The sequence below is a fragment of the Leclercia sp. 1548 genome (genome assembly GCF_050435045.1).
GTDB lineage: Bacteria > Pseudomonadota > Gammaproteobacteria > Enterobacterales > Enterobacteriaceae > Enterobacter > Enterobacter adecarboxylatus.
The window spans coordinates 487,972-507,858 of sequence record NZ_JBNDJP010000002.1 but is presented as its reverse complement, the minus strand read 5'-3'; the positions used below and the strand labels follow the sequence as shown (position 1 = coordinate 507,858).

The following is a 19,887-nucleotide window of genomic DNA, read 5'->3' as shown; positions in this document are numbered from 1 at the left end:
GTTATGCAAACCACATCACCGCTCTCTGCCCTGCGCCAGTGGCTGGAAACCCAGGCGCTGGATGGCATTATTGTCCCGCGGACTGATGCCTTTCAGAGCGAATATTGCCACCCACATGACGATGTTCTCGCCTGGCTGACCGGCTTTGACGGCTCGGCGGGGCACGCCCTGATCCTGCGCGATCGCGCCCTGCTGTTTGTCGACGGGCGCTACCAGGTGCAGGCCCGTGAACAGGTTGATCTGGCTGAGATTGAGATCCTGCATCTGCACAACGATCCGCTGGCAGCCTGGCTGGATCAGCATGTCGAAGCGGGTTCGAGAATTGCCTTTGAAGCGCTGTTGATGACCAACGGCCAGTACGAGGCCCTGAACGCCAGCCATTGTGAGCTTGTCGCTCTGAACGATTCACCGTTCGATAGCCTGTGGCATGATCGCCCTGCACCGCCCGTTGGCGCGATCAGGGAGATGCCGGTCGACATCAGCGGCGAGAGTAGCGCCGATAAGCGCAAGCGCGTCGCCGCTATTCTGGCTGAGCGCAATGCCGATTATCTCGCCATCACCCAGCCGGATAACATTGCCTGGCTGCTTAACGTGCGCGGAAGCGATATTCCCATGAGCCCGGTGCCGAACTCGTTTGCTCTGCTGAGCCGCGAAGCCGCGGTGGAGTGGTTTGTGGTCCCCGGAAAAACGCACGGGCTTTCCGCCTCCCTGCTGGAGAGTCTGACGCTGGCACCAGAAGCCGATTTTCTGCCGCGCAGCCAGCAGCTGTGCGCCGGGAAACGCGTGATGGTGGATGCCGATTCGGCTCCCGTCGCCCTGCGTTTTGCCGTGGAGCCGCAGGGGGAGATCGTCTGGCACGCCGACCCGATCACTGCCATGAAAGCGCATAAAAATCCTACCGAGCTGGCAGGCTACCGCGACAGTCACCAACAGGATGGCGTGGCATGGGTCAACTTCCTTGCCTGGCTGGCGCATGAGGTGCCCCGCCGTGAGGCCGCAGGCAATCCGCTTACGGAGCTGGAAGCACAGGAGCAGCAGCTGGTGTTCCGCCAGCAGAGACCGGGCTTTATCGAGCAGAGTTTTGCCACTATTTCCGCCTCGGCCAGCAATGCGGCGATGTGCCATTACCACGCCAGCGAGCAGACCAATGCGGCCATTACCCGCAACCATTTTTATCTGAACGATTCCGGCGGGCAGTACCATAACGGCACGACCGATGCCACGCGCACGCTTGCCTTTGGCTCTCTGAGCGACCAGTGTCGTCTGCACTACACCGCGGTGCTGAAAGGCTTTTTATCGCTTATCACCCTGCAATTCCCTTCCGGTACCTGCGGGCATCAGATTGATGCTTTTGCGCGGCGTGGGCTGTGGGAGCTGGGGCTGGATTTTGATCACGGCACCGGACACGGCGTGGGCCACCAGCTGCTGATTCATGAGAATCCGCAGCGTATCGCGAAGAAGGTCAACCCATGGCCGCTGGTCGCGGGCAATATTATCACCATCGAGCCGGGCTATTATCTGGCTGATGAGTATGGGATCCGGATTGAAAATCAGGTGGAGGTTGTGGAAAGCCTGCCAGGCTTCTGCCGCTTCGCGTCGCTCACGCTGGCGCCAATCGACCTGAGCCAGGTTGAGTGGCATCTGCTGAGTGAAAAAGAGATCCAGTGGCTGGATGCGTATCACCAGCAGGTACGGGAGGTGCTCTCGCCGCACGTTGATAGCGACGCGCGTCAGTGGCTACTGGCAGCGACGGCGCCGGTGCGCGAGCATAAAGAGCGTGCGGCCTGATGCCCTCACCGCAGAGATAGATACAGACACTAAAAACGGTAACCTTCGGGTTGCCGTTTCTTTGTTGTTGTGGGTAGAAAAGCAAAAAGCCTGCTTAAGTTTCCTTAAGCAGGCTTTTCAAATTTGGCTCCTCTGACTGGACTCGAACCAGTGACATACGGATTAACAGTCCGCCGTTCTACCGACTGAACTACAGAGGAATCGTGTGAACGGGGCGAATATTAGCGATGCCACCTGGCGTTGTCAAAGGCAGAATGCATATTTTGTATCGTTTGCCGATTTATTCCCCACTTTGCACATTTGCCACCCGTTCTGAGGCAATGGGCGCCACATTGTCACGCTGTGGCCGTGGGTATTTCCACAGCCAGCGACCGCTGATCATTCGCCAGTAGAAGAGCGCGCCGCGTACCGCCCAGTCGAGGAACATTCCCAGCCAGACCCCGACCACGCCCATACCCAGCATGATCCCCAACGTATAACCTGCCACGACGCGACACCCCCACATCCCGAGCATCGACACCCACATCGCGAAGCGCGCATCGCGCGCCCCTTTCAACCCGGCAGGTAACACCCACGAAGCGGCCCAGATCGGCATAAAGGCGGCGTTTAGCCAGATGAGGATCACCACCACGTCCTTAACGTCCTGCTCGCGGGTATAGAAAGACGCCAGCAGGCCGGCGAACGGCGCGGTTCCCCAGGCAATGGCGGTCAGGCCGATCGTCGAGAGCCAGAAGACATGGCGCAGCTGACGCTCCGCCTGGCCGATTTGCCCTTTACCGAGTCGTTTGCCGGTAATGATGGTGGACGCGGAACCGAGGGCGTTACCCGGCAGGTTGATCAGTGCCGCAATGGAAAAGGCGATAAAGTTACCGGCAATGACATCGGTGCCCATCCCGGCAACAAACATCTGGGTCAGCAGCTTACCGCCGTTGAACAGCACGGATTCAATGCTGGCAGGCACGCCAATACCCATCACTTCCCAGATAATGGCGAAATTAAGCGGCTTGAAATAGCTCTTGATACTGATACGCAGGGACGGGTTAAAACCGACGGCCAGCACCACGATGATGGCAACGGCGCCGATATAGCGCGAGATCGTCAGCCCGAGCCCTGCTCCGATAAAGCCCAGCCCGTCCCAGGAAAAGAGGCCGTAAATCAGCACGCTGCTGATCATAATATTCAGGATGTTCATCCCGCCGTTAATCAGCAGCGGAATTTTGGTGTTCCCTGCCCCGCGTAACGCCCCGCTGCCAATCAGCGCAATCGCTGCGGCCGGATAGCTGAGCACCGTCATTTCGAGATAGGACAGCGCCAGGGCTTTCACCTCACCGGTCGCCTCGCCAGCCACCACATTAATAATCTCTTCACCGAAATAGTGGATCACCGCCGCCAGCACAATGGAGAACAACGTCATGATCACCAGCGACTGCCTGGCGGCCGCCCGCGCACGACGGGGATCGCGTTTCCCCAGACTAAAGGCCACCACCACCGTGGTACCAAGATCGATCGCCGCAAAGAACGAAATAATCACCATATTAAAGCTGTCGGCCAGCCCGACGCCTGCCATCGCCTCTTTGCCGAGCCAGCTGACCAGGAAGGTGCTGAGCACGCCCATCAGCAGGACGCAGGTGTTTTCCAGAAAGATAGGCACGGCAAGGGGGGTGATTTCGCGCCAGAAGAGAACCTTGTAGCTCTTACGTTTGGTATACCAGGGCGTGCGCATCACGGCCTGGCGTAAAGCGGAGGTGACGTTCAAAATGGACCTTAGCGAGAAAAGTTGAAACTCCATTTCAAATGATGAGGGAGAAAAGCAGATCCTGCAAAGTATTTCCCACAAAAATTTGTTGGTAATTACGTCAAACTGACGACAGAATCAGCAGTTGATCTAAATCAGGTAAGATCAGGTTTGACAAAAGTTTTTTCGCCGTTAAGATAACGCTCCACAACGATTCCTCTGTAGTTCAGTCGGTAGAACGGCGGACTGTTAATCCGTATGTCACTGGTTCGAGTCCAGTCAGAGGAGCCACATTTAAGAAGCCTGCTTTCGAGCAGGCTTTTTGCTTTTCCGGGTTCGGTAAACCAGAGCCAAAAAAAAGCCCCCCGACAAGTCGGAGGGCTTAGCCTGTTCAGCGGCGCTTATTCGCCTTTGGTCTCAACGTGTTTCATCTCGCCCATAACTTTCAGCTTTTTCGAGATTTCACGACGTTCTTTAGAGATTTCAGCATTCTTGATGATGTAGTCATCCACGCGGTCTTCGTAATCGCTTTTCATGCTGGCGATGATGCCCTGGATGGCTTCAACGCTCATGCCTGGCTTGATGTAGTCGCTCAGGTTGTCCAGCAGCAGGACACGCTTCTGGTTGTCACGGATCTTTTTCTCAACGTCCTGGATTTCACGTTGCAGTTTGTTCTTGCGACGGAACAGGCGGACGAATTCCAGAACATCCTGGAACGAAGGCTTGGTAGTTTCCATTTTTACACCCCTGATAATGTGAGATTCGGATTCGTTTAAACAACCGCGATGCCGTTAACATTACTGACAGCGATTGCTGATGACAATAATTTTTCCTTTGTCCCTATCATAACCTCAATTTCTGCTGAATCGAAGCAGCAGGCATCACAACCGCGCATGGCCGCTTTTTATTTGCGCAATGCCCGACAGATAAGATGCGACAGCAGCTCGAGCTGGCGCGCAAGTTCCATGCTCAACCATACATAGCCGTGAATGGGCGTTTCTGCCACGTTTTCGCTGGGCCGATCGTTGATCAGCTGGCGCAGCTCGGCAACGATTTCGTTTAGCCGCTCGGTATTGGCCAGAATGGGCTGCGGATTGCCTTCGTAGAGCGCATGGGCGATGGTGAGCAGCGTCTGCTGCGTCATCTGCTGCGTCTCTTTTAAAGTCCGGGCATTCAGCATCACAAAATGACTGGCACGTGACGCCCAATGGGCGTTGATTTGCAGCTCCAGCATACAGACCAGGTTGCGGCTGATGGTCTGGATGGCTTCGAAGATAGATTTCTGGATATGGGTCTCTTTGCTGGCTGGCGTGATCAGGCCGCGCATTTTTACCACGTCATTGAGGATGGTTTGCAGATGTTTTTCCAGACGCGGTCGTTCAACCAGGTTGGGAGAAAAGCCCGCCTGATAAACCCGGTTAAAAGCGGTGACGTAGTTCGCCATCTGGATACGCCAGTGCAGGAACGCCCGCTGCGGCCAGATCCCGGTAAACAACATCGCTAACAGGGAGCCGAGGATCACGTCGCCGCTTCGCCACAATGCGGTATGCATATCCCCGGTTGGCGCGCCGATCACCACCGCAAGGGTGATACCAATAAGCAGCGCCTGATAAGGCCGCTTGCCGAGCGCCAGCCAGCCGCAAAGGAACATCGCTGCCGCGCACCACAGTAGCATCAGCGGCAGGGAGAAAAGCTCCAGCTTCAGGGCAATCAGCCCCAGCGCCGAGCCAAGAATGGTGCCGCCAATACGCTCAAACGCGCGTGGCACCACGTTACCCCAGAAGGAGATGGGCCCCATGATTACCACCAGGGTAATCAGTGGCCAGGTCCCTTCCGGCACGTCCAGCAGACGCACCAGTAAAAAGGTGAGGATAAACGCCAGCGCGATACGGCAGCCGTGTACGATGCGGTAATGGCGATACAGTCTGATTTCAAAAGGCGTTAGAGATTTGTCGGGACGCACACGCTCTCCAGCATTACGGCAAATCCTGATTGTACTGTGTTTTCTGCCGGAGCGGTGATAACCCGGCAGAAAAACCCTGTAAACAGTGGGAATATGTGCGGGGTTATGAGACCCGGTGTTGTACCGGAATAAACATTTCGATATCCCAGTAGCCATCGGCATTACCGTCATTCAGGTAACGTTCAAAGCAGGGTTTCGGCGCTATCTGGTAATCGACATCTTCAAGCAGGCTATCAAAAAGAAGGTTCCACGGGGTGGCGAAGTCATGGTTCTCAACGCGGGCGCTGGCAACCGCGTACTCGCCTTCTGCCACTTCGGTAAGGATCACTCCTTCGCTGTTAGCGGGGATAACGAAATCGTCCGGCACGGTGATAACCGTGCCGCAGCGTAACTTTTCGGCTGGCACTTCATCAGGATTATCATAATAAACCGCCACCCACTCCAGCGGCTGAATCTGTCGGCCATCGACCCACATCACCAGTTGCTCAAAACCCTGCTTTACCGTTTGCTCCCAGGGGCCAACCATATGAAAACCGGCGATTTTGCGTTTATTCTGGTGCTTGATGCTGTAGTCCATGCTGCCTCCGATTGGTTACTGTATATACATACACTGTAATGCAGAGAAAAGCGGTTTAACAATAATGATCTGTTTATTATGCGAGCAGGCTCGCACAGTCGCCAGCCTGCTCCTTCAGCCGTCAGGCTTTATGGTGAAGATAGTCACTCAGGCGTGAAAACATCCCGCCTTTCCCTACGCTTTCCAGCGTCACCAGCGGCCAGTGGGCGACCACTTTATCGCGATCGTAGAGTTCGATCTCACCAACCCGTTGATGCGCGGCAATCGGCGCTTCCAGCTCTTTTTTATCCAGCACATATTTGGCTTTAATATTCGGCAACTCTGCCTTCGGCAGGGCCAGCCAGAAGTCCTGGTCGGTTCCCAGCGAAATCTGTTCTTTATTGCCGTACCAGATCCGCTCGATGCCTACCTGCTTACCGTTACGCAGGATCTGCACGGTATCGAAGTTTTGCTGTCCCCAGTGCAGAAGCTTACGCGCTTGATCCTCGCGCCCTTTCGGACTTTCAGCGCCCATGATGACGGCAATCAGGCGACGCTGACCGTCCACAGCAGAGGCAATCAGGTTGAAACCAGCGCCGGAAGTGTGACCGGTTTTCAGGCCATCGACGTTAAGCGACTTATCCCACAGCAGGCCGTTACGGTTCTGCTGGGTGATGCCGTTCCACGTCAGGCTTTTCTCGCTGTACATGTGATAGAACGCTGGCTCTCCGTGGATGATGGCCCGGGAGAGTACCGCCAGGTCGTACGCCGAACTGTGCTGGCCCGGCGCATCCAGACCGTGCACGGTTTCAAAATGGGTATCGCGCAAATTCAGCTTTTTAACGTAATCATTCATCATGTTCACGAACTGCGGCTGCCCGCCCGCCACATAATCGGCCAGCGCCACACAGGCGTCGTTGCCGGAATCGACAATCAGGCCGCGGCTAAGGTCACGCACCGAAACCTGCTCGCCCGCCTTCAGGAACATCAGCGAGGAGCCGTCAAAAACCGGATTCCCCTTGGCCCAGGCATCCTGACCGACCGTGACCATATCGTCCGGGGTGATGCGATGGCTGTCGATAGCGCGATCCACCACGTAGCCGGTCATCAACTTGGTGAGGCTGGCTGGATTGCGCTGCTGATGTTCGTTGCCCGCCGTTAAAATCTGCCCCGTCGTATAATCCATCAGTACCCAGGAACCGGCCTGGATAGCTGGCGGCTGCGGCGCATAATTAATCGGGTCGGCAGCCAGCGCGGAAGAAATGCTCAAAGTGAGTAAAGAAACAGCAATAAACAGACGGCGTTTCAACGGTATATCCTCAGTCATTTAAAATCGTTGACCTTTTTACGGAAGTTTTCCGCTTGATACCTGGAATAATTGCAAAAAATTGTGACAGCACGCACGTTTTTCCCGGACGGTGTCTCGCAAATTTGCAGGCTTAGGGTGCTTTTCCTTCGGCGTGCCAGGCTGGATGGTTTACCATAAGGGGGTCACTCATAAACAGGATGGTATTACTGGTGTCTGACTCCGTCGCGCTGCCTACATTTTTATTCCACGATTACGAAACCTTTGGCACCAGCCCCTCGCTGGATCGCCCTGCCCAGTTTGCCGCGATACGCACCGATGCTGATTTCAATATCATCGGTGAGCCGGAGGTATTCTGGTGCAAACCCGCCGATGACTATTTGCCTCAGCCCGGCGCAGTGATGGTCACCGGCATCACCCCGCAGGAAGCCCGTGAAAAAGGGGTGAATGAAGCAGAGTTCGCCCGTCGCATTCATGACCTTTTTACCGTGCCCAACACCTGCGTAGTGGGCTACAACAACGTGCGCTTCGATGACGAAGTGACCCGGCATATTTTTTACCGCAACTTCTACGATCCCTATGCCTGGAGCTGGCAAAACAAGAATTCGCGCTGGGATCTGCTGGACGTTATGCGCGCCTGCTATGCCCTGCGCCCGGAAGGGATCGTCTGGCCCGACAATGAAGATGGGCTGCCCAGCTTCCGTCTTGAACATCTGACCCGCGCAAACGGCATTGAACACAGTAATGCCCATGACGCGATGGCGGATGTCTACGCCACTATCGCTATGGCGAAGCTGGTGAAGACCCGGCAGCCGAAGCTGTTTGAGTACCTGCTCAGCCATCGCAGTAAACAAAAACTGACCACCCTGATTGACGTGCCGCAAATGAAGCCACTGATGCATATCTCCGGGATGTTCGGTGCCTGGCGCGGAAATACCAGCTGGGTGGCCCCGCTGGCCTGGCACCCGGAAAACCGTAATGCAGTCATTATGGTGGATTTGGCGGGAGATATTACGCCATTGCTGACGCTGGAGAGCGACGCCCTTCGCGAGCGGCTGTACACCCCGAAAGAGGCGCTGGGCGACGCTGCTGCCGTGCCGGTGAAGCTGGTGCATATCAACAAGTGTCCGGTGCTGGCCCCTGCCAATACCCTGCGCCCGGAAGATGCCGAACGGCTGGGGATTGACCGTCAGCACTGTCTGGATAACCTGAAACGGCTGCGGGAGAACCCGCAGGTGCGGGAAAAAGTGGTGGCGATTTTTGCTGAAGCGGAGCCGTTCGTTCCGTCAGATAACGTTGATGCCCAACTCTACAACGGCTTTTTCAGCGACGCTGACCGCTCTGCCATGAATATCGTTCTGCAGACCGATCCCCGTAATCTGCCCGCGCTGGATATCACCTTTGCCGATCAACGTATTAACAAGCTGATCTTTAACTACCGGGCGCGTAATTTCCCCGGCACGCTGGATGAGGCCGAGCAGGAGCGTTGGTTGCAGCATCGCCGCAACGTGTTTACCCCGGAATATCTGCAGGCTTACGCGCAGGAGCTTGAGATGCTTTACGGCGAGTATGAAGGCAATGCTGAAAAGCAAATGCTGTTGAAAGCGCTGTATCAATATGCGCAGGAAATTGTGTGACCTGAGAACACAAAAAAGCCGGAGGCGATGTCTCCGGCTTTTTTTTCTTTGCCCGGCGGCGCTATAGGTGCCGGGCCTGAGTATTATTACGCGACGTCTTCGTACTGAGGAACCGGGTTGCGGAAGCTTTTGGTTACGCATGCCAGGTAAATCAGGCCAATACCACCCCAGATCAGACCCAGAACCATAGAGCTTTCTTCCAGGTTGATCCACAGCGCACCGACGGTCAGTGCGCCACATACCGGCAGAACCAGGTAGTTGAAGTGGTCTTTCAGCGTTTTGTTGCGCTTCTCACGGATCCAGAACTGAGAGATCACGGAGAGGTTAACAAAGGTAAAGGCAACCAGCGCACCGAAGTTAATCAGCGCCGTCGCGGTGACCAGGTCAAAGTTGATGGCCAGCAGCGCAATCGCACCGACCAGCAGCACGTTCCACGCCGGGGTACGCCATTTTGGATGGACATAACCGAAGAAGCGAGTCGGGAACACACCATCACGGCCCATCACATACATCAGACGGGAAACACCCGCGTGTGCTGCCATACCGGATGCCAGAACGGTAACGCTGGAGAAGATCAGCACGCCCCACTGGAATGTTTTACCGGCAACATACAGCATGATTTCTGGCTGCGATGCATCCGGATCTTTGAAGCGAGAGATATCCGGGAAGTACAGCTGCAGGAAGTAAGAGGCACCGATAAAGATGATGCCGCCAATCAATGCCGTCAGGAAGATCGCGCGCGGGATCACACGCTCAGCGTCTTTGGTCTCTTCAGACAGAGAAGAGATACCGTCGAAGCCGAGGAACGAGAAGCACAGGATCGTCGCACCGGTGATCATCGGCACCACATGTGCGCCTTCAGACCAGAACGGACGGGTGCTGGTCAGCGTACCTGCGCCTTCGCCGTGAGAAACCCCGTAGATGATCAGACCAACGATAACCGCCACAATACCCATCTGCAGGATAACAATCAGGGTGTTGAAATTGGCAACGGTCTTGATGCTGCGCAGGTTAGAGATGGTCATAAAGGCCACCAGCGCTACAACGAAGATCCACGACGGTACGGAAGGCACCAGCGCTTCAAAATAAATTTTTGCCAGCAGAATGTTGATCATCGGCATGAACAGGTAGTCCAGCAGAGATGACCAGCCCACCATAAAGCCGACAGCCGGGCTAATGGATTTCTGAGCATAGGTGTACGCAGAGCCTGCGGACGGGAAGCGGCGAACCAGCTTGCCGTAGCTCAGCGCGGTAAAGAGGATCGCGATCAGCGCAAAGGCATACGCCGTTGCAACGTGACCGTCAGTGAGGCCTGAAACGATACCAAACGTATCGAACAGCGTCATCGGCTGCATATAGGCAAGGCCCATCATAACAACCGGAATTAACGTAAGCGTTTTACGTAATTCCACGCGAGAGGTTTTTGGAGTTGCGTTAAGCGACATAGTTATTCTCCTTTACGGTGAATACCGCCACGTAAGCGAAAAATTGCCCCATTTCTTTCTTCCTCAGCGACAACAACTGTCGGATTTTAGTAAATATCTATCCGGTACGAAGCCCGGCCTCTTGGATTTAATGGTTTTCTTACATGCAAAAAAAAATAATCGACGCCTTTTATATCGTCGATTATTCCATGTTTGCTGCGGCGCATTTTCCCTAAATGATAGTTAAAATGCAAGAGATCGGAAGGCATCCTAAAGTTAAATTTTTTATTATTCACCTGATTTTTCAGCCGCACCCTGCGCATAAACGGCAGCAATAGCACTATTTGCTAAAATTTCTTGTCGCCACCATGCACTGGCAAGCCCGGCTGTCTGCTCATTCCAGCCTATCCATACGGAATCATAACTGGATTGCGCGATAACCTGTTTCTCTATTAGCGCTCCGCTTTCAATATAGCGCTGGGCTAAATAACGTGGCAGATAACCGCAGCCTAAGCCGCTAATTTGCAGCTCCAGCTTGGTTTTAAAATCAAATACCGTGATGGCTTCCTGATCGTCCAGTAACTGCGAAGAGGCCGCACAGCTTGGTAATGAACTGTCACCCACCACGATGGCGCGATAATTTTTGATCACTCGCCGGTTAACCGGCTCTGGCTCCTGGGCCAGGGGATGGTGTGGTGCAATGACGAACACCTGTTCCAGGTGCCCGAGACAGGCAAAGCCAAAATCACTTAATTGCGGCGGCTCAAGCAGCGCGCCGACGACAATATCCGCTCGCCCCTGCACCAGCGACTCCCAGGAGCCAGCCAGCACGCCATTGATAAACTTCAGGCGGGTAACGCTGTGTCGTTCGTAAAAGGCTTCGATGAGCGGTGCAAGCAGGGAAAAGGGGAATGTATCATCGACCCCAATAATCAGTTCGTTTTCCCAGCCCTGATGCAGTTTGACGGCCTGCTTTTCCAGCTCACGTACCGTATGCAGTACCTCACGCCCTTTTTCCAGCAGCATTTGTCCAGTGCGGGTAAAGCGCGCCCGGTGGCCGGAACGGTCAAGGATCTGAATATTAAGATCGCTTTCGAGCTTGTGAACGGTGTAGCTGAGTGCCGAAGGAGTTTTAAAGAGCTTTGCCGAGGCCGCAGCAAAGCTCCCCTCTTTTTCCAGTGCATCAAGGATAATAAGGACATCCAGCAGCGGTTTCATGCTCACCCCCTTGTGGTGCGCTTACGCTCCGCCAGCGGCATTACTCCATAGGCATAACCAGCGGATCGGGAAAGAGATACTCAAATCCCAGTTCATGACAGATGCGGTTCCCATCAATCAATTTGCCCTTCCCCTCTCCCGGGGCATCGTGGAAGTGCGGCGGCGCCAGGCCAAGCTGACGCGACATCACCGGATAAAATGTACTGCGTGTTGGATGAGAGGGCGCACATATATTATAGATGTGCCCGCCCTTCGGAGCCTGTAATAGCAGGGTAATTGCGCCGATCACATCTTCAAGATGCACCAGATTGACGCCATGTTGGCCGTCAGGCGCTGATTTTCCGGCAAAAAAGCGACCAGGATGACGCCCCGGCCCCACCAGCCCCGCCAGCCGTAATATATCTACCTGGGTACCCGGTAAATTGTGCAGCCAGTCTTCCAGCTCTTTTAAAACCCGCCCGCTTGCCGTCACCGGCTGGCGCGGCATATTCTCTTTCACGGTGCCGTCCACATCGCCATATACCGAGGTGGAGCTGGTGAAAATAATGCGGGGAATATGGTACGCGAGGGCACTGTCGACAATTTCCTGTACGGCCTGCAGATAATAATTCTCACCCGGCCCGGTGCGGCGTGCCGGCAGGGTAATCACCAGCGCATCCACATCACTCATTAGCGTATCCAGATCGTCGGTGTCGCACACTAACTCTGGCTCCAGGCGCAATTCAACGCTCTCGATGCCGCACATCCGCGCCGCCTCGACCCCATCCACGGTGGTTTTACTGCCGGTGACCTGCCAGCCCCGTGACAGCAACGACATGGCCAGCGGCATTCCAAGCCATCCCAGACCGACAATTGCGACCTTTTTCATGCGTTCTCTCCTGACGTTTACGCCTCTGCTTTAAGGCTACGCCAGCCATGCGCAACTGACAATTGATAGCACCAATATGAAATCGTTTAATGATTAAAAAAAGCCCTTGCTTTATGTAGCGTAAGTGGTTTAGGTTAAACGACATCACATGAATAAGCATTCATCGAGAATTTTATGACACGCGTTCAATTTAAACACCACCATCATCACCATCATCCTGACTAGTCTTTCAGGCGATGTGTGCTGGAAGACAGTTAGATCTTCCAGCGGTGCATGAACGCAAGAAAAAGCCCCCGGAAGATCGCCTTCCGGGGGCTTTTTTTTGGACCGTGTTCAGGCAAGTTACAACAGGATCATGAGGAACCGACAATGTTAGATAATTCACGTTTACGCATAGCTATGCAGAAATCAGGTCGTCTTAGCGACGATTCACGCGAACTGCTGGCGCGCTGCGGCATCAAAATCAACCTGCACACTCAGCGCCTGATTGCGCTGGCAGAGAATATGCCGATTGATATTCTGCGCGTGCGTGACGATGACATTCCGGGTCTGGTGATGGACGGCGTGGTGGATCTGGGCATCATTGGCGAGAACGTGCTGGAAGAAGAACTCCTCACCCGCCGCGCACAGGGCGAAGACCCACGCTACTTTACGCTGCGCCGTCTCGATTTTGGCGGTTGCCGCCTGTCGCTGGCAACCCCGGCTGACGAAGCATGGGACGGCCCGGCTGCACTGAATGGCAAGCGTATCGCCACCTCCTACCCTCACCTGCTGAAGCGTTATCTCGATCAGAAAGGGGTCCAGTTTAAATCCTGCCTGCTCAACGGCTCTGTCGAAGTGGCACCGCGCGCCGGTCTGGCTGACGCAATCTGCGATCTGGTCTCCACCGGCGCGACCCTGGAAGCCAATGGTCTGCGCGAAGTTGAGGTGATCTACCGCTCTAAAGCCTGCCTGATCCAGCGCGACGGCGAGATGCCGGAAGCCAAGCAGCAGTTGATTGACCGTCTGTTGACCCGTATTCAGGGGGTGATTCAGGCCCGCGAATCGAAATACATCATGATGCATGCGCCGACTGAGCGTCTGGATGAGGTTATTGCCCTGCTGCCAGGTGCCGAGCGTCCTACCATTCTGCCGCTGGCGGGGGATCAGCAGCGCGTGGCGATGCATATGGTCAGCAGCGAAACCCTGTTCTGGGAAACCATGGAAAAACTGAAAGCATTGGGTGCCAGTTCGATTCTGGTGTTGCCAATTGAGAAGATGATGGAGTAACCACCATGACCTTTAACACCGTTATCGACTGGAACACCTGTAGCGCGGAACAACAGCGCGACCTGCTGATGCGCCCGGCTATCTCTGCCTCCGAAAGCATTACCCGTACCGTGGCTGAGATTCTGGACAATGTGAAAGCCCGTGGCGACGATGCCCTGCGGGAATACAGCGCCAAACTCGACAAAACCGAAGTCGGTGCGCTGAAGGTGAGCGAGCAGGAAATCACGGACGCCTGTAACCGCCTGGGCGATGACATTAAGCAGGCGATGGCGGTGGCGGTCAACAACATCGACACCTTCCACCGCGCGCAAGCCCTGCCCGTTGTGGATGTGGAAACCCTGCCGGGTGTGCGATGCCAGCAGGTAACCCGTCCGGTTGACTCGGTGGGTTTATATATTCCGGGCGGTTCCGCACCGCTCTTCTCTACGGTGCTGATGCTTGCCACCCCGGCGCGTATCGCCGGGTGTCGCAAGGTGGTGCTCTGCTCTCCACCGCCGATTGCCGATGAGATCCTCTATGCGGCGCAACTCTGCGGCGTTCAGGAGATTTTCAAAGTCGGCGGGGCACAGGCCATTGCCGCCCTGGCGCTGGGTACGGAGTCCATCGCTAAAGTGGATAAAATCTTTGGTCCGGGTAACGCCTTTGTGACCGAAGCGAAACGTCAGGTCAGCCAACGGCTGGACGGTGCGGCTATCGATATGCCGGCTGGCCCCTCTGAAGTGCTGGTCATTGCCGACAGCGGCGCGACGCCGGATTTCGTGGCCTCGGACCTGCTTTCCCAGGCAGAGCACGGCCCGGATTCGCAGGTGATCCTGCTGACGCCGAATGCCGGTATGGCAAAACGGGTGGGTGAAGCGGTCGAACGTCAGCTTGCCGATCTGCCGCGTGCCGATACTGCTCGCCAGGCGCTCTCTGCCAGCCGTCTGATCGTCGCCCGGGATTTGGCGCAGTGTATCGCCATTTCCAATCTCTATGGCCCGGAGCACCTGATCATTCAAACCCGCAACGCCCGTGAGCTGGTCGACAGTATCACCAGCGCCGGTTCGGTGTTCCTTGGCGACTGGTCACCGGAATCCGCAGGTGATTACGCCTCCGGCACTAACCATGTGCTGCCGACCTACGGTTATACCTCTACCTGTTCCAGTCTGGGGCTGGCGGATTTCCAGAAGCGCATGACCGTGCAGGAGCTTTCCCGTGAGGGCTTCGCCTCTCTTGCCGCAACGATTGAAACGCTGGCCGCAGCCGAACGGCTGACTGCCCACAAAAATGCCGTAACGCTGCGCGTTGCCGCCCTGAAGGAGCAAGCATGAGTATTGAAGAGTTAGCCCGCGAGAACGTTCGCGCCCTGACCCCCTATCAGTCTGCCCGCCGCCTGGGAGGCAATGGCGATGTATGGCTGAACGCGAATGAATTCCCTACCGCCGTTCATTTCGCGTTGAGCCAGCAGACGCTGAACCGCTACCCGGAATGTCAGCCGAAAGCGGTGATTGAAAACTATGCGGCCTATGCCGGTGTACAACCTGAGCAGGTGCTGGTCAGCCGCGGCGCGGATGAAGGCATTGAACTGCTGATCCGCGCCTTCTGCGAGCCGGGTAAAGACGCAGTACTCTACTGTCCACCGACCTACGGGATGTACAGCGTCAGCAGCGAAACCTTTAACGTTGAGCTGCGTAAAGTGCCTACTCTGGAAAACTGGCAGCTGGATTTGCAGGGCATTGCCGACAATCTTGATGGTGTAAAGGTGGTGTTTGTCTGCAGCCCGAACAACCCTACCGGCCAGCTGATTAACCCGGAGGATGTCCGCACTCTGCTGGAGATGACCCGCGGTAAAGCCCTGGTGGTGGCCGATGAAGCCTATATCGAGTTCTGCCCGCAGGCGACCCTCGCAGGGTGGCTGGCGGAGTATCCGCACCTGGTGATCCTGCGTACGCTTTCAAAAGCCTTCGCCCTGGCCGGGCTGCGCTGCGGTTTTACGCTGGCCAATAAAGAGGTGATCGACCTGCTGATGAAAGTGATTGCCCCTTATCCGCTTTCAACGCCGGTCGCGGATATCGCCGCCCAGGCGCTGTCGGCAGACGGCATCACGGCCATGCGGAGTCGCGTGGCGCAGATCCTCGACGAGCGTGCGTATCTCGTCAGCCAGCTGAAAACCATCCCTTGCGTAGAGCAGGTTTTCGATTCGGAAACCAACTATATTCTGGCGCGTTTTACCGCCTCAAGTGCAGTATTTAAATCTTTGTGGGATCAGGGCATTATCTTACGAGACCAGAACAAACAACCCTCTTTAAGTGGCTGCTTACGCATTACCGTGGGTACCCGTGAAGAGAGCCAGCGCGTTATCGACGCCCTGAATGCGGAGAAAGTATGAGCCAGAAGTACCTCTTTATCGATCGTGACGGCACTATCATTTCGGAACCACCCAGTGACTATCAGGTCGATCGTTTCGACAAGCTGGCTTTTGAAGCCGATGTCATTCCGGTGCTGCTTAAGCTGCAAAAAGCCGGTTTTAAGCTAGTGATGATCACCAATCAGGACGGCCTCGGCACAGATAGCTTCCCGCAGGCTGATTTCGACGGCCCGCACGATCTGATGATGCAGATCCTCACCTCTCAGGGCGTGGTATTTGATGAGGTCTTGATTTGCCCGCACCTGCCTGCCGACAACTGTGATTGCCGCAAGCCGAAAGTGCAGCTGGTAGAACAATACCTGGCCGACACGACGCTGGATAAAGCCAACAGCTATGTGATTGGCGATCGCGCGACGGACATTGAGCTGGCGACCAACATGGGCATTGCTGGCCTGCGCTATCAGCGCGAGACCCTGAACTGGGCGATGATTGGCGAACAGCTGACCAAACGTGACCGCTACTCCCACGTGGAGCGCAATACTAAAGAGACGCAGATCGACGTCAAGGTCTGGCTGGATCGCGAAGGCAGCAGCAAGATCCACACCGGTGTGGGCTTCTTCGATCATATGCTGGATCAGATCGCCACCCATGGCGGCTTCCGCATGGAGATCGGCGTTAAAGGCGATCTCTACATTGACGATCACCACACCGTGGAAGATACCGGCCTGGCGCTGGGCGAGGCTCTGAAGCTGGCCCTGGGCGACAAGCGCGGAATCAACCGTTTTGGCTTTGTGCTGCCGATGGATGAGTGCCTGGCCCGCTGTGCGCTCGATATCTCCGGCCGTCCGCATCTGGAATATAAAGCCGACTTTACCTATCAGCGCGTGGGCGATCTGAGCACCGAGATGGTTGAGCACTTTTTCCGCTCCCTCTCCTACACCATGGGCCTGACGCTGCACCTGAAAACTAAAGGTAAGAACGATCACCATCGCGTGGAGAGCCTGTTTAAGGCCTTTGGCCGCACCCTGCGCCAGGCCATACGCGTGGAAGGCGATACCCTGCCGTCGTCGAAAGGAGTGCTGTAATGAACGTGGTGATCCTCGATACCGGCTGCGCCAACCTCAACTCAGTGAAATCCGCGATTGCGCGCCACGGCTACGATCCGCTGGTCAGCCGCGACCCGGATGTCGTGCTGCATGCGAGTAAACTCTTTTTACCTGGCGTCGGTACGGCACAGGCGGCGATGGATCAGATCCACCAGCGCGAGCTGGTTGAGCTGATTAAAGCCTGTACCCAGCCGGTGCTGGGCATCTGTCTGGGAATGCAGTTGCTGGGACGTCGCAGCGAAGAGTCCAACGGTGTGGATCTGCTGGGCATTATCGATGAGGATGTGCCGAAAATGACCGACCACGGCCTGCCGCTGCCGCATATGGGCTGGAACCGCGTCTACCCGAAAGCGGGTGACCGACTGTTCCGCGGTATCGAGGACGGGGCATATTTTTATTTTGTGCACAGCTACGCGATGCCGGTGAACGCCAATACCATCGCCCAGTGCCAGTATGGCGAAGCCTTCACCGCCGCCGTGCAGAAAGACAATTTCTACGGCGTGCAGTTCCACCCGGAGCGTTCCGGGGCCGCTGGCGCGCAGTTGCTGAAAAACTTCCTGGAGATGTGATGATTATTCCCGCTTTAGATTTAATCGACGGCACGGTTGTCCGTCTGCACCAGGGCGATTATGGCCAGCAACGCGACTATGGCAACGATCCGTTGCCACGCCTGCAGGACTATGCTGCGCAGGGTGCAGAAGTGCTGCATCTGGTTGACCTGACCGGCGCGAAAGATCCGGCCAAACGCCAAATCCCGCTGCTGAAAACACTGGTCGCGGGCGTTAACGTCCCGGTGCAGGTTGGCGGCGGCGTGCGCACTGAAGAGGACGTAGCCGCACTATTGGAAGCGGGCGTGGCGCGCGTAGTGGTGGGTTCTACCGCGGTAAAAGATCCCGAGACGGTACAAGGCTGGTTCCGCCGCTTTGGCGCTGACGCGCTGGTGCTGGCGCTGGACGTCCGTATCGACGAACAGGGAAACAAGCAGGTTGCGGTCAGCGGCTGGCAGGAAAACTCCGGCGTGACGCTGGAAGCGCTGGTCGATCGCTATCTGCCAGTGGGCCTGAAACATGTTCTTTGCACCGATATCTCCCGTGACGGCACGCTGGCCGGTTCTAACGTGTCGCTTTACGAAGAGGTCTGCGCCCGTTATCCGCAGGTGGCGTTCCAGTCATCCGGCGGTATTGGTGATTTAAATGATATCGCCGCCCTGCGCGGGACCGGGGTACGTGGGGTCATCGTTGGACGCGCCCTGCTGGAAGAAAAATTTACTGTGAAGGAGGCGATTCAATGCTGGCAAAACGGATAATTCCTTGTCTCGACGTGCGTGATGGCCAGGTCGTTAAAGGCGTGCAGTTCCGCAATCATGAGATTATCGGCGACATCGTTCCCCTGGCAAAACGCTATGCGGAAGAAGGTGCCGATGAGCTGGTCTTTTACGATATCACCGCCTCCAGCGATGGTCGCGTGGTGGATAAAAGCTGGGTTGCGCGCGTGGCGGAAGTGATTGATATTCCGTTCTGCGTGGCGGGCGGAATCAAATCGGCAGACGACGCGGCAAAAATCCTCACCTTCGGTGCCGACAAAATTTCCATTAACTCCCCTGCCCTGGCTGAGCCGGAGCTGATTACCCGTCTGGCCGATCGCTTTGGCGTGCAGTGCATCGTGGTCGGGATCGATACCTGGTTTGACGAGGCCACAGGCAAATACCACGTCAACCAGTATACCGGCGATGAGAGCCGTACCCGTGTCACCCAGTGGGAGACACTGGACTGGGTGCAGGAAGTACAGAAGCGCGGCGCGGGCGAGATCGTCCTGAATATGATGAACCAGGACGGGGTGCGTAACGGCTACGACCTGGCGCAGTTAAAGAAAGTACGCGAAGTATGCCATGTACCGCTGATTGCCTCAGGTGGTGCAGGCACCATGGAACATTTCCTTGAAGCCTTCCGCGATGCCGACGTAGATGGCGCGCTGGCAGCCTCGGTGTTCCACAAGCAGATTATTAATATTGGTGAGTTAAAAACGTTCCTGGCAAATCAGGGCGTGGAGATCAGGGTATGTTAACAGAGCAACAACGTGCGCAGCTGGACTGGGAAAAAACGGACGGTTTGATGCCAGTCGTGGTGCAGCACGCGGTATCCGGTGAAGTGCTGATGCTGGGTTATATGAATCAGGATGCCCTGGCGAAGACCATCGATAGCGGCAAAGTGACCTTCTTCTCACGCACTAAACAGCGTCTATGGACCAAAGGTGAAACGTCCGGCCATTTTCTGAATGTGGTCAGCATCACCCCGGACTGCGATAACGATACCCTGCTGGTACTGGTCAATCCCATCGGCCCCACCTGTCACCTGGGCACCAGCAGCTGCTTTGGCGACGCCAGCCACCAGTGGCTTTTCCTGTACCAGCTGGAGCAACTGTTAGCTGAGCGCAAAACTGCCGATCCGCAAAGTTCCTATACCGCGAAGCTCTATGCCAGCGGCACCAAGCGCATTGCGCAGAAAGTGGGAGAAGAAGGCGTAGAGACAGCCCTGGCCGCCACCGTGAACGACCGGGCCGAACTGACGAATGAAGCCTCCGACCTGATGTATCACCTGTTGGTGCTGCTACAGGATCAGGACTTAGATTTGACCACCGTGATTGAGAATCTCCGTCAGAGGCACAAATAAA

Annotated in this window: 20 protein-coding genes, 2 tRNA genes and 1 other annotated feature; of the genes, 12 read left to right on the top strand and 10 right to left on the bottom strand. The window is 55.9% G+C overall.

Annotated features, from left to right (window positions below):
• Positions 1–3: 3 nt before the first annotated feature.
• A complete protein-coding gene (locus ABIE02_RS07600) occupies positions 4–1,788 on the top strand; it encodes an aminopeptidase P family protein (RefSeq protein ID WP_336994496.1) in 1,785 nt (594 codons plus the stop codon).
• 124 nt (positions 1,789–1,912) lie between these two features.
• On the opposite strand, the gene ABIE02_RS07595 is transcribed toward ABIE02_RS07600, so the two are convergent.
• A tRNA-Asn gene (locus tag ABIE02_RS07595) sits at positions 1,913–1,988 on the bottom strand.
• Between the two features lie 80 nt (positions 1,989–2,068).
• Complete coding sequence (locus tag ABIE02_RS07590; protein ID WP_077227742.1) at positions 2,069–3,577, bottom strand: EmmdR/YeeO family multidrug/toxin efflux MATE transporter; 1,509 nt, start codon at positions 3,575–3,577, stop codon at positions 2,069–2,071.
• A gap of 161 nt (positions 3,578–3,738) precedes the next feature.
• Between ABIE02_RS07590 and ABIE02_RS07585 the strand changes: the two genes are divergently transcribed.
• Positions 3,739–3,814, top strand: a tRNA-Asn gene (locus tag ABIE02_RS07585).
• Positions 3,815–3,924: 110 nt separating this feature from the next.
• Here ABIE02_RS07585 and ABIE02_RS07580 read toward each other — a convergent pair.
• The 4 genes from ABIE02_RS07580 to dacD all read right to left on the bottom strand — a co-directional run bounded on the left by ABIE02_RS07580 (position 3,925) and on the right by dacD (position 7,357).
• Positions 3,925–4,260: a DUF496 family protein gene (locus ABIE02_RS07580; RefSeq protein WP_032612319.1), complete on the bottom strand. Its 336-nt coding sequence runs from the start codon at positions 4,258–4,260 to the stop codon at positions 3,925–3,927.
• A gap of 167 nt (positions 4,261–4,427) precedes the next feature.
• Positions 4,428–5,486: an FUSC family protein gene (locus tag ABIE02_RS07575; RefSeq protein WP_223610283.1), complete on the bottom strand. Its 1,059-nt coding sequence runs from the start codon at positions 5,484–5,486 to the stop codon at positions 4,428–4,430.
• Positions 5,487–5,589: 103 nt separating this feature from the next.
• Positions 5,590–6,063: a DNA gyrase inhibitor SbmC gene (gene sbmC, locus ABIE02_RS07570; RefSeq protein WP_262659416.1), complete on the bottom strand. Its 474-nt coding sequence runs from the start codon at positions 6,061–6,063 to the stop codon at positions 5,590–5,592.
• Positions 6,064–6,184: 121 nt separating this feature from the next.
• Positions 6,185–7,357 carry a serine-type D-Ala-D-Ala carboxypeptidase DacD gene (dacD, locus tag ABIE02_RS07565; RefSeq protein WP_141242374.1) on the bottom strand — a complete coding sequence of 391 codons (1,173 nt, stop codon included), beginning with the start codon at positions 7,355–7,357 and terminating at the stop codon, positions 6,185–6,187.
• Positions 7,358–7,560: 203 nt separating this feature from the next.
• On the opposite strand from dacD, the gene sbcB reads away from it, so the two are divergent.
• Complete coding sequence (sbcB, locus tag ABIE02_RS07560) at positions 7,561–8,985, top strand: exodeoxyribonuclease I (RefSeq protein ID WP_032612437.1); 1,425 nt, start codon at positions 7,561–7,563, stop codon at positions 8,983–8,985.
• Between the two features lie 86 nt (positions 8,986–9,071).
• On the opposite strand, the gene ABIE02_RS07555 is transcribed toward sbcB, so the two are convergent.
• From ABIE02_RS07555 to ABIE02_RS07540, 4 genes are all read right to left on the bottom strand, one after another.
• Positions 9,072–10,430, bottom strand: coding sequence for an APC family permease (locus tag ABIE02_RS07555; protein WP_032612327.1), 1,359 nt, complete (start codon positions 10,428–10,430; stop codon positions 9,072–9,074).
• Positions 10,420–10,482 (bottom strand): membrane protein YoeI, encoded by a 63-nt coding sequence (gene yoeI, locus ABIE02_RS07550; protein WP_103792228.1) that lies wholly within the window; start codon positions 10,480–10,482, stop codon positions 10,420–10,422. The genes ABIE02_RS07555 and yoeI overlap by 11 nt, the downstream gene beginning before the upstream one ends.
• Positions 10,483–10,697: 215 nt before the next feature.
• Positions 10,698–11,627, bottom strand: coding sequence for a LysR family transcriptional regulator (locus ABIE02_RS07545; protein WP_059307578.1), 930 nt, complete (start codon positions 11,625–11,627; stop codon positions 10,698–10,700).
• 40 nt (positions 11,628–11,667) lie between these two features.
• The gene (locus ABIE02_RS07540; RefSeq protein ID WP_032612330.1) at positions 11,668–12,495 is read right to left on the bottom strand and encodes an SDR family oxidoreductase; all 828 of its coding nucleotides are present in this window, start codon (positions 12,493–12,495) and stop codon (positions 11,668–11,670) included.
• 174 nt (positions 12,496–12,669) lie between these two features.
• On the opposite strand from ABIE02_RS07540, the gene hisL reads away from it, so the two are divergent.
• From hisL to hisIE, 9 genes are all read left to right on the top strand, one after another.
• Positions 12,670–12,720, top strand: coding sequence for a his operon leader peptide (gene hisL / locus ABIE02_RS07535; protein ID WP_001364200.1), 51 nt, complete (start codon positions 12,670–12,672; stop codon positions 12,718–12,720).
• Positions 12,696–12,819, top strand: a sequence feature (His leader region). Its footprint overlaps the gene before it by 25 nt.
• Positions 12,820–12,864: 45 nt before the next feature.
• Positions 12,865–13,764, top strand: a complete 900-nt coding sequence (gene hisG, locus ABIE02_RS07530; protein ID WP_032612332.1) for an ATP phosphoribosyltransferase — start codon at positions 12,865–12,867, stop codon at positions 13,762–13,764.
• 5 nt (positions 13,765–13,769) lie between these two features.
• Entirely contained in the window at positions 13,770–15,074 is a 1,305-nt protein-coding gene (hisD, locus tag ABIE02_RS07525) for a histidinol dehydrogenase (RefSeq protein WP_336994495.1), read from the top strand.
• Complete coding sequence (gene hisC, locus ABIE02_RS07520; RefSeq protein ID WP_285125909.1) at positions 15,071–16,132, top strand: histidinol-phosphate transaminase; 1,062 nt, start codon at positions 15,071–15,073, stop codon at positions 16,130–16,132. Before hisD ends, hisC begins: the two co-directional genes overlap by 4 nt.
• Positions 16,129–17,196, top strand: a complete 1,068-nt coding sequence (hisB, locus tag ABIE02_RS07515) for a bifunctional histidinol-phosphatase/imidazoleglycerol-phosphate dehydratase HisB (RefSeq protein WP_059307576.1) — start codon at positions 16,129–16,131, stop codon at positions 17,194–17,196. Before hisC ends, hisB begins: the two co-directional genes overlap by 4 nt.
• Complete coding sequence (gene hisH / locus ABIE02_RS07510) at positions 17,196–17,786, top strand: imidazole glycerol phosphate synthase subunit HisH (RefSeq protein WP_032612340.1); 591 nt, start codon at positions 17,196–17,198, stop codon at positions 17,784–17,786. The genes hisB and hisH overlap by 1 nt, the downstream gene beginning before the upstream one ends.
• Positions 17,786–18,523, top strand: a complete 738-nt coding sequence (hisA, locus tag ABIE02_RS07505; protein ID WP_059307575.1) for a 1-(5-phosphoribosyl)-5-[(5-phosphoribosylamino)methylideneamino]imidazole-4-carboxamide isomerase — start codon at positions 17,786–17,788, stop codon at positions 18,521–18,523. The genes hisH and hisA overlap by 1 nt, the downstream gene beginning before the upstream one ends.
• Positions 18,505–19,281, top strand: a complete 777-nt coding sequence (gene hisF / locus ABIE02_RS07500) for an imidazole glycerol phosphate synthase subunit HisF (RefSeq protein ID WP_059307574.1) — start codon at positions 18,505–18,507, stop codon at positions 19,279–19,281. Before hisA ends, hisF begins: the two co-directional genes overlap by 19 nt.
• Entirely contained in the window at positions 19,275–19,886 is a 612-nt protein-coding gene (gene hisIE, locus ABIE02_RS07495) for a bifunctional phosphoribosyl-AMP cyclohydrolase/phosphoribosyl-ATP diphosphatase HisIE (RefSeq protein ID WP_059307573.1), read from the top strand. The genes hisF and hisIE overlap by 7 nt, the downstream gene beginning before the upstream one ends.
• Position 19,887: the final 1 nt, after the last annotated feature.